Source organism: Nonomuraea sp. NPDC003727, from assembly GCF_053586935.1.
In genome coordinates, this window is record NZ_JBSFNE010000003.1 from 20,235 (window position 1) to 33,415 (window position 13,181).

The 13,181-nt window shown below is 69.2% G+C and carries 12 protein-coding genes; 6 read left to right on the plus strand and 6 right to left on the minus strand.

Going from position 1 to position 13,181, the window contains the following annotated elements; translation table 11 throughout:
- Nucleotides 1-588: 588 nt before the first annotated feature.
- The 4 genes from ACWDLG_RS08915 to ACWDLG_RS08930 form a co-directional block, all read right to left on the minus strand.
- Nucleotides 589-753: a hypothetical protein gene (locus ACWDLG_RS08915; RefSeq protein WP_354905944.1), complete on the minus strand. Its 165-nt coding sequence runs from the start codon at nucleotides 751-753 to the stop codon at nucleotides 589-591.
- A 70-nt stretch (nucleotides 754-823) separates the two neighbouring features.
- A complete protein-coding gene (locus tag ACWDLG_RS08920) occupies nucleotides 824-1,093 on the minus strand; it encodes a WhiB family transcriptional regulator (protein WP_449917625.1) in 270 nt (89 codons plus the stop codon).
- A 483-nt stretch (nucleotides 1,094-1,576) separates the two neighbouring features.
- Complete coding sequence (locus ACWDLG_RS08925) at nucleotides 1,577-2,449, minus strand: acyl-CoA thioesterase (protein WP_449917627.1); 873 nt, start codon at nucleotides 2,447-2,449, stop codon at nucleotides 1,577-1,579.
- A gap of 687 nt (nucleotides 2,450-3,136) precedes the next feature.
- The gene (locus ACWDLG_RS08930) at nucleotides 3,137-5,188 is read right to left on the minus strand and encodes an ATP-dependent DNA helicase UvrD2 (protein WP_449917630.1); all 2,052 of its coding nucleotides are present in this window, start codon (nucleotides 5,186-5,188) and stop codon (nucleotides 3,137-3,139) included.
- 148 nt (nucleotides 5,189-5,336) lie between these two features.
- Between ACWDLG_RS08930 and ACWDLG_RS08935 the strand changes: the two genes are divergently transcribed.
- The 3 genes from ACWDLG_RS08935 (at nucleotide 5,337) to ACWDLG_RS08945 (ending at nucleotide 7,430) form a co-directional block, all read left to right on the plus strand.
- Nucleotides 5,337-6,218: an alpha/beta hydrolase gene (locus ACWDLG_RS08935; protein ID WP_449917632.1), complete on the plus strand. Its 882-nt coding sequence runs from the start codon at nucleotides 5,337-5,339 to the stop codon at nucleotides 6,216-6,218.
- Nucleotides 6,219-6,289: 71 nt separating this feature from the next.
- Nucleotides 6,290-6,550, plus strand: a complete 261-nt coding sequence (locus ACWDLG_RS08940; protein WP_449917635.1) for a mycoredoxin — start codon at nucleotides 6,290-6,292, stop codon at nucleotides 6,548-6,550.
- Between the two features lie 244 nt (nucleotides 6,551-6,794).
- On the plus strand, nucleotides 6,795-7,430 hold the full coding sequence (locus tag ACWDLG_RS08945; protein WP_449917638.1) for a hypothetical protein: 636 nt from the start codon (nucleotides 6,795-6,797) through the stop codon (nucleotides 7,428-7,430).
- Nucleotides 7,431-7,938: 508 nt separating this feature from the next.
- Here ACWDLG_RS08945 and ACWDLG_RS08950 read toward each other — a convergent pair.
- Together ACWDLG_RS08950 and ACWDLG_RS08955 are read right to left on the minus strand one after the other, a co-directional pair.
- On the minus strand, nucleotides 7,939-9,252 hold the full coding sequence (locus ACWDLG_RS08950) for a recombinase family protein (protein ID WP_449917640.1): 1,314 nt from the start codon (nucleotides 9,250-9,252) through the stop codon (nucleotides 7,939-7,941).
- 133 nt (nucleotides 9,253-9,385) lie between these two features.
- Nucleotides 9,386-10,639, minus strand: a complete 1,254-nt coding sequence (locus tag ACWDLG_RS08955) for a cryptochrome/photolyase family protein (protein ID WP_449917643.1) — start codon at nucleotides 10,637-10,639, stop codon at nucleotides 9,386-9,388.
- Nucleotides 10,640-10,759: 120 nt separating this feature from the next.
- On the opposite strand from ACWDLG_RS08955, the gene ACWDLG_RS08960 reads away from it, so the two are divergent.
- The 3 genes from ACWDLG_RS08960 (at nucleotide 10,760) to ACWDLG_RS08970 (ending at nucleotide 13,174) form a co-directional block, all read left to right on the plus strand.
- Complete coding sequence (locus ACWDLG_RS08960) at nucleotides 10,760-11,662, plus strand: MerR family transcriptional regulator (protein ID WP_449918638.1); 903 nt, start codon at nucleotides 10,760-10,762, stop codon at nucleotides 11,660-11,662.
- Between the two features lie 82 nt (nucleotides 11,663-11,744).
- Complete coding sequence (locus ACWDLG_RS08965) at nucleotides 11,745-12,224, plus strand: RNA polymerase sigma factor (protein ID WP_354905932.1); 480 nt, start codon at nucleotides 11,745-11,747, stop codon at nucleotides 12,222-12,224.
- Entirely contained in the window at nucleotides 12,221-13,174 is a 954-nt protein-coding gene (locus ACWDLG_RS08970) for a YbgA family protein (RefSeq protein WP_449917645.1), read from the plus strand. The genes ACWDLG_RS08965 and ACWDLG_RS08970 overlap by 4 nt, the downstream gene beginning before the upstream one ends.
- Nucleotides 13,175-13,181: the final 7 nt, after the last annotated feature.

The window sequence follows — 13,181 nt, forward strand, 5'->3', positions numbered from 1 at the left end:
GGATCCATCCCCGGGCCGTCCTCCCGCTCCATCCGCGCGAGGACCGGTCTCACCGACCCATCCACGCGACGACCGGTCTCACCGACCCATCCACGCGACGACCGGTCTCACCGACGGTCACCGCGCTCCAGGCGGTCATTCGCCCCATCCGTGGGAGTTCGGCCGCTCACTGGGTTGACCCGCGCCCGAGGCCATCAGCCGACCCCGTCGACCGCCTGGGGTCACCCCAGGACCGGCGGCCCTCGGCCGACCCGGCCGTCGAGACCTCGCACGAGGAACCACTGACCCCTTCTGCGGCGGACCTCTCAGCCGTGCCCACCAGCCGCCCGAAATCAGCGCAGGACCGTCGGTCGCTCTCGACCCGCCCTGGGCCGAGCGACCACTGACAGCTCTTGATCCGCCATGAGGCCATCTCGTGGCGTGGGTGCCGGCCGGCCGCTTTGCAGGAGGGGTCGTGCGGAGGTCGATGCCCGGAGGTCCGATGGGTGGGGGCCCGGGACAGCCGAAAGGCCGGGTGCATCGTGTGCACCCGGCCTTTCACGTGAGGTCAGACCGTGAGATCCTCCGCCGGCGGCAGGATCTCACGACCTACCCCTGGGCGATGAGAGCCTTGCGCAGCCGGTCGTTGGCCCGCTGCAGGTCACGCCGCGCGCGCTGGACGCGCTTGAAGCGGGACACCATCCGGTACTCCTCGGCCTCCTTGTGGAGGGTTTGTATTCGGTCATTGACCAGTTCTTGATAGATATACGGCATTTCAAAGCTCCTGCCAGGAATGATGCTCATCGGATGTCTCGGCTTTCTGTGGTGCGGTGGATGTGAGGTTTCAGGCAGCGACCGGGTGCTTGCGCGGACGCCCGCGAGGCCGCTTACGGGGAACGATCGTTCCCCGGAGGATGAGCTCGCCGCCCCAGACGCCCCACGGCTCCTCGCGCTCGAGCGCGCGGGCCAGGCAGGCCTTCTGGATGGGGCAGCCGCCGCAGAGCGTCTTCGCGAACTCGACGTCGTCGGGCGACTCGGCGAACCACAGGTCGGGGTCGGTACGACAGGGGATCTTGGCTTCGTCGATCAGGTCCATGATCGTCTGGGCCCCCATCTGCTGTCTCCTTCGGTTGTTCTTGGTCTGGTACCTCGTGGGTCGGGGGATCACGGACAAACAAGAAGGCCGCGGATCCTGTCTGCGGATCCGCGGCCTGGAGGCTTGACTGCCGGTCAGGTTATGACCGGGTCATCCCTCCAGGGTTGCGGACCGCGCAGTCCACCCTTGGTGATCTGAGGGGTCGGCACGTCGGCGCCCGCGACGTAGGCGGGGGCGCCCTGGGCAACGGCTGCGCCGTAGCCTGCGTGGAACACGAGCTGGCTACGGGCAGACTTGTCCCGTCGGACCTTGGCCAGGCCACTGGCGAGCCTGACCGAGTCACGGCATGCGGAAGCGAGCCACTGCGTGGCCGACATTTCAGTCATGTTCCTCACCGGGCTCACCTCCATCTGTGATCGTCGGACAGGACCGTCCGACTCGCTTGACCATGACCCTAAACCGGAAAGCCGGGAAGGGGCAACACATTTTCTACCTGCGGTGTTACGAGTCTGCCACGCGAATCATGCACTCCTGAACCACCGACACCGCCAGGTCTCCCGACGAGGTGAACATCTGACCCCTCGCCAGGCCGCGCGCCCCTCCGGACCATGGGGACTCCTGAGCGTAGAGCAGCCACTCGTCGGCCCTGAAGGGACGGTGGAACCACATGGCGTGGTCGAGCGAGGCGCCGCTGACGTTCGAGGCACCCCAGGCGAGTCCGTGAGCCAGGAGGACGGTGTCGACGAGCGTGAAGTCCGAGGCGTACGCGGCCAGGACGACGTGCAGCAGCGGGTCGTCAGGAAGGTCGGCGTCGTAGCGGAACCACACGTTGTTCTCGGCGCTGCGCAGCGACGGATCCTTGTAGGCCTCCCAGGTCAGCGGCGAGACGTAGCGGGCGTCGACCGGCCGGGGGCGGGCCAGCCACTCCTTCCACTGCGAGTCGTCGCCCACGAGCTCCAGCATGCGCGACTGGAACGTCGGCAACATCTCGGGCGCCTGGACCTGCGGCATCACCGCGGCCTGGTGGTGGACGCCCTCCTCGTGGATGTGGAACGAGGCGGACATCGTGAAGATCGCCTTGCCGTGCTGGACGGCGACGACCCGGCGGGTAGTGAAGGACCTGCCGTCCCTGACCCGCTCGACGTTGTAGACGATCGGGATCGACGGGTCGCCGGGGCGGATGAAGTAGGCGTGCAGGGAGTGCACGTTACGGTCCTTGGGGACGGTACGGCCCGCGGCGACGAGCGCCTGCGCCGCGACCTGGCCGCCGAAGACCCGTTGGATGCGCTCTTCGGGGCTCCGCCCGCGGAAGATGTCGAGCTCGATCTGCTCCAGGTCGAGCAGGTCGAGCAGCTCCTTGAGCGCTTCGTTCACGATGGGTCCCTCCTATGGCTGAAGCCATCCCAACCTAGTGTGACGGGACCGGTGCCGTGGCAGTGCCCCGGGGCATCCCCCATCCCAACCCCATGCCTCGAACCGGCCTTCGCGACCGGACGGCGCCTTGGAGGCGCGGGACCGGCCTTCTCCTGTGGCGAAGGTCTCCCCAGGAGGCCATCCACCCCTGAAGGCCCGAGTGACCTCAACCACGGAACCGACCGCCTCCTGCGGCGAACCTCCCCCTAGGAGGCCATCGGCACGCGCCACCCAGGGCCCGAGGGACCTCCCATCGGCCGCCTCCTGCGGCGGAGGTCTTCCCGGGAGGCTGCACGCGGCGCAGGAAGCCCGGGAGGCGGGCCTGCCGGTGGGTGGCTGGTCTTCCTCAAGGCGGAACTGGCCCTTCCCCCGTGGTGAGCCGTTCCCCCGAGGTGAGCCGTTCCGTGGTGAAGGGTGTGGTGAGCGTGCCGTCCCGACGTCGAGACGCGGGTCTGTGGACGTGGGTGACCGGTCTCCCGGAGGGAGGGAGGGGCCAGTCACCTCCTGCGGTGCAGGTCCGGCCCTGTGGGCGTGCCAAGGGCGGAGGTGCGTGGCTCTCGGCGGGTGAGCGGCCTCCTGCGGGCGAGCCGCTGACCGTCTTGTGTGGGGAAGGTCACGGGACCGTCCGGGCGATGAGGTCAGGCGGGGTCAGGTGTGGGTGCGGCAGATGTCGAGGACGGCGGCGCCGTACCGGTCGAGTTTGACCTTCCCGATCCCCGCGATCGACAGCAGTTCCTGCTCGCTGCGCGGCGCCCGTTCGGCGATGGCCTGAAGGGTGACGTCGGTGAACACCACGTACGGCGGCACCTTCCCCTCCTTGGCCATCGCCGTGCGCCACGCCTTCAGCGCCTCCAGCAGCGCCTCGTCGTAGTCGGACGGGCAGGTCGCGCACCGGCCCAGCTTCTGCTCGGCCGCGGCCACCAGCGTCTTGCCGCACACCCGGCAGTTGACCGGCGCGGCGACCGAGCGGCGGGGCCCGGCGGTAGCCGTACCGGGGGATGAGGAGGAGCGAGGAGGCCGCCCGGTGAGGCCGTCGAGGAAACGGGAGGGGCGGCGGCCCTTGCGCCCGCCGGGTGCCCGGGCCAGGGCCCAGGACAGGCCGAGGTGCTCGCGGGCGCGGGTGATGCCGACGTAGAGGAGGCGGCGTTCCTCCTCGATCTGTTCGGGTGTCTCGGCGTAGATGATCGGCATCATCCCGTCGGTCAGCCCGACGAGGAACACCGCGTCCCATTCCAGACCCTTGGCCGCGTGGAGGGAGGCGAGGGTGACGCCCTCGACCGGCGGCGCGTGCTGTTCGGTGGCGCGGCGTTCGAGTTCGGTGACGAGGGCGGGCAGGTCGCCGCCCTCGGCGGCCATGTCCTCGGCCAGGTCGGCGAGGGCGCGCAGCGACTCCCACTCCTCGCGGGCCTTGCCGCCGCCGGGCGGGACGAGGGTGAGGCCGATGCCGCCCAGGATGCTGTGAACCTCCTGCGCCAGGGGCTCGCCCGAGGCGGAGCGGGCCGCGCCGCGCAGCAGGACCACCGCCCGCCGTACCTCGGGACGCTCGAAGAAGCGGTCGGCGCCGCGCACGAGGTACGGGATGCCGGCCTTGGCGAGGGCTTCCTCGTAGGCCTCGGACTGGGCGTTGACGCGGAACAGGACGGCGATCTCCCTGGGCGGCACCCCCTTGTCGATCAGTCTCCTGATCGCGCGGGCGATGCCGGCGGCCTCGGCGGGCTCGTCGTCGTGCTCGGTGAACGTGGGCGCGGGACCCTGGGGGCGCTGGGCGACGAGATCAAGGCGGTGGGGGCTCCTGGCCTTGGCGATCACGAGGTTGGCCAGGCCGACGACCTCGGGCGTGGAGCGGTAGTCGCGGACGAGCTTGATCACCGAGGCGTTCGGGTACTCCACGGCGAACCCGGTGAGGTAGCGGGGGGTCGCGCCGGTGAAGGAGTAGATCGTCTGGTTGGGGTCGCCGACCACGCACAGGTCGTCGCGCCCGCCGAGCCAGGTGTCGAGCAGGAGCTTCTGCAGCGGGTTGACGTCCTGGTACTCGTCGACGACGAAGTAGCGGTACTGCTGGCGGATCTGGTGGGCGACGTCGGCGTGCTCGGTCATCACCGCGGCGGTCAGCTCGAGGATCGTCTCGAAGTCGACCAGGTGACGCTCGCGGCGCAGCCGTTCGTAGGCCTCGTAGAGGGCGGCGATCTCGTCGGCGGCGGCGGGCGGTGAGCGGTGGGCCTTGGCCGCGGCGGCGACGTAGTCCTCAGGGCCGATCTGGGTGACCTTGGCCCACTCGATCTCCGATGCGATGTCGCGCAGCTCCGAGCGGTCGCGGCCGCGGCGGATCTGCCGGGAGGCCTCGACGAGCAGCGGCAGCTTCGACTCGATCACCGCCGGCGCGGATCCGCCGATCACCTTGGGCCAGAAGTAGGTGAGCTGGCGCAGCGCGGCGGCGTGGAAGGTGCGCGCCTGCACGCCCGGCGCGCCGAGCCGGCGCAGCCGCTGCCGCAGCTCGCCTGCCGCCCGTGTGGTGAAGGTCACCGCGAGCACGCCCTGCGCGTCGACCACCCCTGTGTGCACGGCGTGGGCGATGCGATGGGTGATCGCTCTGGTCTTGCCGGTGCCGGCCCCGGCGAGCACGCAGACCGGGCCGCGGACGGCCTCGGCCACGGCGCGCTGCTCAGGGTCGAGCCCGGCCAGAACGTCGTCGCCTGTCATCACATGAAACATCCTCGCAGCAGGTGGCGGGGGCCTGCGCCATTCTGGCAACATGCCGCCGTCACCTGTTTCTTCATCGCTGAGATGCGAAAAGTAGGTCATTTCCCCCACAATGGGGCCCGACCGAATCATGGGGAAAGGAAGGCCCGTGCGAGCTGCGGTGATCGCGAGTGTTCTCGCTGCCGTCGCGTTGATCCCAGGAGCGGCGCACGCGTCGAAGGATCCGTCCCCCTCGTACGGCGACGCGCTGGGCGGCACGACGTTCGAGACCGTCTCGTACGGCCCCGGCAAGCGCCAGGCCATGGACATCTGGTGGACGCCTGACTACTCCAAGCACCCCGCGGTCTTCCTCATCCACGGCGGCTGGTGGTCGGGCGGCGACAAGAAGTACATGACCGAGATCACCCGCAGCTACGTCGAGCTCGGCTACACGGTCTTCAACCTCAACTACCGGCTGTCCACCGAGGCGCCCTGGCCGGCGCAGCGCACCGACGCCTTCGACGCCATCGCCACCGCCCGCAGGCACGCCGAGCGCTGGAACTTCGACCCCAACAACTACGTGGTCGTCGGCTTCTCCGCGGGCGGCCACATCGCCGCCGCCGTCGGCACGTACGGCGACGGCACCCTCCAGGGACTCAAGGGCGTCGTCGGCGTCTCGCCCGTGATCTCGCCGCTGCGCGCCTACACCGACGGCGCCGACTCCACCGACCCCAACCGCGTCAAGCTGCGCGACGCCGCCATCAGGCTGGCGGGCGGCTGCGAGCCCAAGGGCAAGTGCTCGCGCGTGTGGGCCTCGATGGAGGTGCCGTGGCACGCCAGCAAGAAGGACGCGCCGATGCTGACCGTGCACTCCGACGACGAGTTCGTGCCCGCGGCGCAGAGCCTGCTGCTGAAGGACATGCTCGGCCAGGTCGGGGTGAAGATGACGGTCTTCACCGAGCCCGGCATCTCGCACAGCGCGCCGCTGTACCGGGAGCCGGGGGTCGCCGAGCGCGTGCAGAAGTGGATCGAGGAGCGACTGTCGAGCTGACCCGGGGATTACCCGCGCCCTCCAGGTTGTTGCGCTCTTTGGCCTTCATTTGAACCCGGAAGGATTGCTTCATGGCGCTCACCGTCTACACCACCACCTGGTGCGGTCCCTGCAAGCGGCTCAAGAGCCAGCTCACCCGCGAGGGCATCGCTTACGAAACGGTCGACATCGAGCGCGACCCCGCCGCGGCGGAGTTCGTGATGAGCGTCAACAACGGCAACCAGACCGTACCAACGGTTGTTGTAGATTCCCCGAACGGTCGCACGGTACTGACCAATCCGCCCGTCGCCCAGATCAAGCGCCTACTTGAGGCCGCAGCGTCCCTGGGGTAGTGCAGAGCTGCCCCGGCTTGGCGTGTTCCAGAGCCGGGGCTTTGCCTTGTCTAGGCCAACGGCTGTTGCCAGAGTAGACGGACATGAAGTTCTCCTGATGCAAGGCCATGAGCATCCTGGCTCACGGCCAGGATTTCTCCAGGTAGACGGCCAACATCTCTCAAGGCCAATGGTCACCGTGCTTGATCGGAAATGTCGGAACCGGCCGCTACCCTGTCGTCTCCACCATGCGAGAGGGGAGAGCATGAGCCCGGTCACGCCCGAAATGATCAACTACTACGTGCAGCTCCGTCAGGATCTGGGTCGAGTAGACCCCTACATCAACGACGCGATGTTCTGGATGGTAGTGCGAGGGCACGGAGAGCTCCTAACGGTCGCCGATGTCGCACGCCGACTGGGGGCCGACCCCCACGCCGCGAGTCCCGGCACGGTGCTGGAGCTGGGGGAACACGTCGTCCTGGAACATAGCGACCATGGTGTGATCGTGCTGGCGCAGAACGCCTATCCCAGCGATCCTGACATCTGGGCCCGACTGACCGAGAACGCGCAGGCATGGGGCTTCTGGTGGCTTGTCAACAACGCCCACGAGCTGTTCTATGCGGCCGACGGCGTTCTCGTCACATCGGTGAACATGCACTCGTTCCCTCATTCCCTGGAGTGCTTCGGCCAGGACCCCGCCGCGCTCGATGACCATCTGGGAGCCTTGCGGGCGCTGGGAGCGCGGATGAAGGCCGATGATGAGGCGGGGGTGACACCCACTACGCCCTACCCTGACTGGGAGACTGCACTGGCAACCGTTGAGGCACTGACAGGCGTTCGCCTGGACCTCGACCGGTTCACCAGGAAGCAACAGTCGGTCTACGCTCCTGGACTGAGCTGATCTATTCAACTGAACGCTCAGCCCGGACGACAATCAGCAAGGCGAGCCAGACCGTCCAAGGCGCGGCGTGGAGCTTCGGCGACTGAAGGACGAAGCCGGGTTGATCATGCTTGGTCGGCTTCCGCGATGACCAGATCCTCTAGCTCCTGATCGCTGACGAAGAACTTGCCGCCCTCTACTTCCTCCACGCCGCTCTCCCCTTGTCGTTGTTTGCTGTGCCCGAGCATCCGGCTAGGCCGAGATCTTGGTCACGTAGAAGGAAGGCTAGCCAGCGTCCGCGCTTCCGACTACTGCACGGCCCCATGGATGGCACGAAGGAGGTGTCCAGCGAAGACCTAAAAACACTTGAGGACAACGGAGAACACATCAGAACTTGAGAAGGGGGGGCGGGCCGTGTCGAAGATCACGTCCCGCCACGAGCTTGTGCAGACAGGGGGGCCAAGGCGAAACGACGAAAGCCCCAGACTCGCGACCGGTGCCGCGAGTTGGGGCTTGGGTATCCGCTGGCTCAGTTACGGCCAGAGCTAATCAACGGGGGAACTCGACCAACCGGGTGAGCAGTCCCGATCTTGAGATATCCAAGTTCGGCTGGCTCAAGAACCAGGACCGGATTGCCTGTGAGTGACTGCGCCTCCTTCGAAAGGTCGGTCCCCGTGAGGTAAACGAGCGGGTCCTTGAGCCCCCTTCCGGGGCTGGTGTCCTTGAAAAGGACTCTCAGGCCCGCGTCGCGTAGCATCGCCCCACGCTGCGGCCAGTCCCGATACTCCCACTCTTGCCGAACGGTCTTTCCTGTCGGTTCGTGAGTCATCTGAGCTGGACGACTGGGCAGCGATTCAAGGCGCTCCAGCCTCTCCTCAAGCTTGGCGTACATGGCTCGAAAGCGTGCTGTTCCACGCTCCCCCTTGTAGAGACCGGCCGCGCGGTCTTCCTGTAGTTCCTCCGACGCCCGTTCGGCCTCGGCTATGTCGGCCGCATGGTCCTGGCCCGGGGTGCGTACGGTGCGATAGATCATCTGATCCCCGTACAGGATGAGGAGGGCTTTCTCTGTCTCCTCGTGAAGCCTTTCGACCCGGATGCGCTTGGATGCGCATCCTCGGGTCTGGCATCTGTAGTAGCCCTCTGTCGTGTAGAGCGGAGCCTGACATTCCGCGCAGAACGCGACACCCAGCAACGGCGTCACGTTCTTGCGGTGGCTCGTCTTACCCGAGGTTCGTTCCTGAAGGACACCCTTGAGTCTCAGGAAGTCCTCAACGCTTATGAGCGGTTCGGCCCGCTGGACAGGGAGTCCCGTTTCCTGATCTCGGACCACTTCACCCGTGCGCGTCTGGTACTGGCCGATCAGGACAGGGCTTTTGAGTAGCGCGCGAACCGTATTGGCCGACCAGCGCTCAGCCTTGCGGGGTCTGACGCCTTCGGCATTCAGCCAATCGGCCACGTCGCCCGGGGAAGCCTTCCCAGGCAGGATGTCATTTACCATCCGTTCCACGATCGCCTGTTCACTCGGGACAACCCTGAGCCGCTTGGTCTCCGGGTCGGGCTCGTAGCCGAAGGGTGGCACGCCGCCACGCCACTGTCCGGTGGCAATCATGTAGACGTGATTGGCCTTGTTCCTGGTTGCGATGGCTTCAAGCTCGCCTTCAGCGAGCCAAGACATCACGAACCAAATCAGCTCTCCCGTCTTGGACATGGGGTCGATGTCGTCGTTCGTGGCCTTGACGCGCTTCCCTGCGTCCTTGAGTACCTTCACCAGGTTGTACGAGTGAAGAGTCCGGCGGGATAGGCGGTCGATCTTCCAACACGCCAGGATGTCGAAGTCATCCATGCGAGCGACCGTCGTGTTCCCCGACGGGACGGCGGTCACCAACCCCTCGGTGAACGAGGTGAAGGCCCGCCTCGCGGCGATGGTCTGAGCAGGTACGGCGGGCCCCGCCCCGAGCGGGGCCCATCCGAGATTCCTAGAGCGGCGTGAGAGGCGCGGGATAAGCGCCGGTCCGGCCATCGGTCAGCAGCCACGGCTCGTGGACGAGCGTCGCGGGCAGTCCGGCCAGCTCGGGCACGTACCGGCGGACGTACTCCCCTTCGGGGTCGAACCGCCTGGCCTGCCGCAGCGGGTTGAACGTGCGGTTGGGTCGCGTGTCGTTGCCGGTGCCCGCGACCCACTGCCAGTTGCCCGCGTTGTTGGCCACGTCGCCGTCCAGGAGCAGCTCGAAGAAGTGCTCGTAGCCCACCCGCCAGTCGACGCGCAGGTGTTTGACGAGGTAGGCGGCCGTGATCAGGCGGGCGCGGTTGTGCATCCAGCCCTCGGCGAGCAGCTGTCGCATGCCCGCGTCGACGATCGGCACTCCCGTCATGCCCTCGCGCCAGGCCTGCTCGGCGTCCTTGTCGGAGCGCCACGCCGTGCCGCGCGGCCGGTAGTCGCGCCGGTTCAGGTCGGGGAAGGCGCAGGCCACCTGGTGGTGGAAGTCTCGCCAGCACAGTTGCCGGACGAAGTCCTCGTTGCCGCATCCGGCCAGCTCCAGCGGTGACAGGCAGCCGAACCGCAGGTACGGGCTGAGCCTGGAGGTGACGTTGCCCGCCAGGTCGTCGTGCAGGCCGGCGTAGTCGTCCAGCGAGCGGCGCGTCCAGGCGCGCATCCTCTCCCTCGCCGCCGTCTCGCCGCCCCTGATCCCCCCGTACGGCACGCCGCGCGGGATCGGGCCCGCCGGCAGCCCCTCGGGGGTCGGGACGGCGTGGGGCGTCTGGGCCGCCGGCCGTCGTGGCGCCTGCGACCAGGCCCACCAGTAGGGGGTGAAGACGCGGTAGTGGTCGCCCTCACCCGAGGGGCGCAGCAGGCCGGGCGGTACGACGGTCACGCCGGGGAAGTGCCTGACCTCGATCGGTTCCCTCGCGAACCGCTCGCGCCTGCGGCGGGCGAGCGAGCTGACGTCGGCGCTCATGAAGACGGCTGTGGCGGACGTCTCGCGGGCCAGGCGCATGGTTTCGGCGACGGTGTCGCCCTGCCGTACGTGGAGGTCGCCGCCGCGGGCGCGCAGCGAGTCGCGCAGGTCCCACAGGCAGTCGGACAGGAAGGCGGCGCGGCGGCCCGAAGGCACGGCGGGGTCGCGCACGAACAGCGGCACCACCCGCCGGGCCTGCGCGCAGGCGGCGGCCAGCGCCGGGTGGTCGCGGACCCTGAGGTCCCTGGTGAAGAGCACGATGACGGTGTCCATCACCCAGGTATTCGAGGGCCGCCGCCCCGCGGTTGCGACCGGGGGCGGCCGATCCGCCACAATGTCGGGATCGGCGCGCATGAGCGGGGCGAGCTGCCCGAGGAGGAGCCTGGGTACGGCATCGGCGCCGTCTCCAGGCGGCTCGGCGTGCCCGCGCCCACCCTGCGGACCTGGAACCTGCGGTACGGCATCGGCCCCAGCAGGCGCAGTCCGGGCGGCCATCGCCGCTACGACGCGGGGGACCTGCTGCGGCTGGCGGAGATGAGCCGGCTGATCCGCGAGGGCGTCGCACCCGCCGATGCCGCCCGCCAGGCCCTCCGCCTCACCGTCACGCCGGGCGACGTGGCCGGCCTGCCTGCCGTACCGGAGGCCGGTACGCCGCGGGCCGAGATCCCTGGCACTCCGGCCCCTGGGCCGGTGCCCACGGCGGCGATGCTGGCGCGGGCGGCCCAGACGCTCGACGGGCGGGCCGTGGCCGAGGGCGTCGGGACCGCGCTGGCCCGGCACGGGGTGGTGTGGACCTGGGAACGGCTGGTCCGCCCCGTCTTCACGGCGATCTCCCGCAGGCAGGCGGAGACGGGCGCGGGCATCGACGTCGAGCACCTGTTCTCCGACCGGCTGCTGGCCGCTCTCTCTCCGCTGGTCGAGCGTCCCGCCCGGCCCGTGAACGCGCGGCCGGTGCTGCTGGCCTGCGCGGCGGAGGAGCAGCACAGCCTGCCCGTCTACGTGCTGGCCGCCGCGCTCACCGTCGACCGGCGGGTGGAGACGCGGGTGCTGGGCGCCCGCACGCCGTATCCCGCGCTGGGGGACGCGATGCGCCGCCTCGGTCCTTCGGTGGTCTTCGTCTGGTCGCAGCAGTCCTCGACCGGTGACCCCGCCCCGCTGGCGGGGTTGCCGGCGGTCCGCCCGCCCGCCGGGATCGTCGTCGGCGGGCCGGGGTGGGGCGGGGCGCTGCCCGCCAGGGTCACCAGGGTGACCTCGCTGGAGGAGGCCATCACGGTGATCGCCGGCGCCGCCGGCTGATCTCCCTCGGCTTGGTTGCACGGTCGCCCGCGGCGGAGGTTGAATGAGTTTTGAATAAGTTATCTCGCAGGGAGGCTTTCTCATGGAGGCGCTCGCCGAGTGCTACCGAACCCATGCCTCACTGGTCCGCTGCTACCTGCGCCGCCTCGTGCCGGCGCAGGACATCGACGACGTCACCCAGGTGGTGTTCACCGAGGTGTGGCGGTCCAGGCACCGATACGACCCTGCCAGGAGCCTGACGACGTGGGTCCTCGGCATCGCCCACAAGCGGGCCGTCGACCACCTGCGCGCCCGGCGCGTCCCCACGGTCTCGCTGGAGGCCGTCGGCGAGCCCGAGGGGTCCGACGGCAGGGCCGACGGCGACTCCCTCGCCGACCGCGACCTGGTCCGCCGGGCGCTGGCCGAACTGCCCGCGCCGCAGCGCGAGGCCATCGAACTGGCCTACTACGGCGACCTGAGCCAGCGGGAGATCGCCGAACGGCTGCGCGTCCCGCTCGGCACCGTCAAGGCCCGTACGGCACGCGGCCTGCACCGCCTCTCGACCCTCCTGGCGGCGGCATGACGACCGTCAGGCCCAGGATCGCCGTCTCGAGCTGCCTGCTGGGCGATCCCGTCAGGTTCAACGGCGGGCACAGCCGCGACCGGTTCCTGTCGGGCGCCCTCGACCCCTTCGTGGACTGGGTGCGGATCTGCCCGGAGATGGAAGCCGGGCTCGGCGCCCCGCGCGAGACGCTCAGGCTGGAGCGCTCACCGGACGGCCCGCGGCTGGTGACCCGGACGACCGGCGTGGACCTCACCGACCGCATGACCGCGCTGGCCAGCGCCCGCGGCGCCGGGCTCGACGTCGACGGGTACGTCTTCAAGTCCAGGAGCCCCAGCTGCGGCGTCCACGGCATCCCGCTGTACCCCGAGGGCGGCGGGAAGCCCGTCGGCAAGCGCAACCGGGGTCTCTTCGCCGCCGTCGTGATGGACTCCCGTCCCGAGCTGCCCGTCGAGGATGAGGGGCGGCTGAACGACGACCTGCTCAGGGAGAGCTTCGTGGAACGCGTCTTCGCCCACGCCAGGCTGCGCGAGCTGCTGGAGGGCGACTGGCGGCCCGCCGACCTGGTCGCCTTCCACGCCAGGCACAAGATGCAGATCCTGGCCCACGACCCGGCCCGCCACCGGGAGGCGGGGCGTCTGGTGGCGGGAGCGGGCGTGCGGCCCGGGCAGGAGCTGGGCGCCGCCTACGCCGCGGTCTTCCGCGCGGCACTGGCCAGGAGGGCCACCGTGGGCAGGAACGTCAACGTGCTGCAGCACTGCATGGGGATGGTCGAGCTGGACCGGGCCAGGCGGGCGGATCTGGTCGAGGTCATCGGGTCGTACCGGGCGGGCAGGGTGCCGCTGAGCGTCCCCGCGACGTTGCTGCGGCATCACGCGCGCGGCGAGCCGGCCGCCTCCTACGTCAGGGAGCAGACCTACTTCCTGCCGTTCCCCGAGGAACTGCGCCTGCGCAACCACGTGCCCGCGTGACGCGGCG

Coding starts and splice junctions, on each gene's coding strand:
- ACWDLG_RS08915 (WP_354905944.1), bottom strand. CDS start 753: ATGCCGTATATCTATCAAGAACTGGTCAATGACCGAATACAAACCCTC.
- ACWDLG_RS08920 (WP_449917625.1), bottom strand. CDS start 1,093: ATGGGGGCCCAGACGATCATGGACCTGATCGACGAAGCCAAGATCCCC.
- ACWDLG_RS08930 (WP_449917630.1), bottom strand. CDS start 5,188: ATGACAGGCGACGACGTTCTGGCCGGGCTCGACCCTGAGCAGCGCGCC.
- ACWDLG_RS08940 (WP_449917635.1), top strand. CDS start 6,290: ATGGCGCTCACCGTCTACACCACCACCTGGTGCGGTCCCTGCAAGCGG.
- ACWDLG_RS08945 (WP_449917638.1), top strand. CDS start 6,795: ATGAGCCCGGTCACGCCCGAAATGATCAACTACTACGTGCAGCTCCGT.
- ACWDLG_RS08950 (WP_449917640.1), bottom strand. CDS start 9,252: ATGGATGACTTCGACATCCTGGCGTGTTGGAAGATCGACCGCCTATCC.
- ACWDLG_RS08955 (WP_449917643.1), bottom strand. CDS start 10,639: ATGGACACCGTCATCGTGCTCTTCACCAGGGACCTCAGGGTCCGCGAC.
- ACWDLG_RS08965 (WP_354905932.1), top strand. CDS start 11,745: ATGGAGGCGCTCGCCGAGTGCTACCGAACCCATGCCTCACTGGTCCGC.
- ACWDLG_RS08970 (WP_449917645.1), top strand. CDS start 12,221: ATGACGACCGTCAGGCCCAGGATCGCCGTCTCGAGCTGCCTGCTGGGC.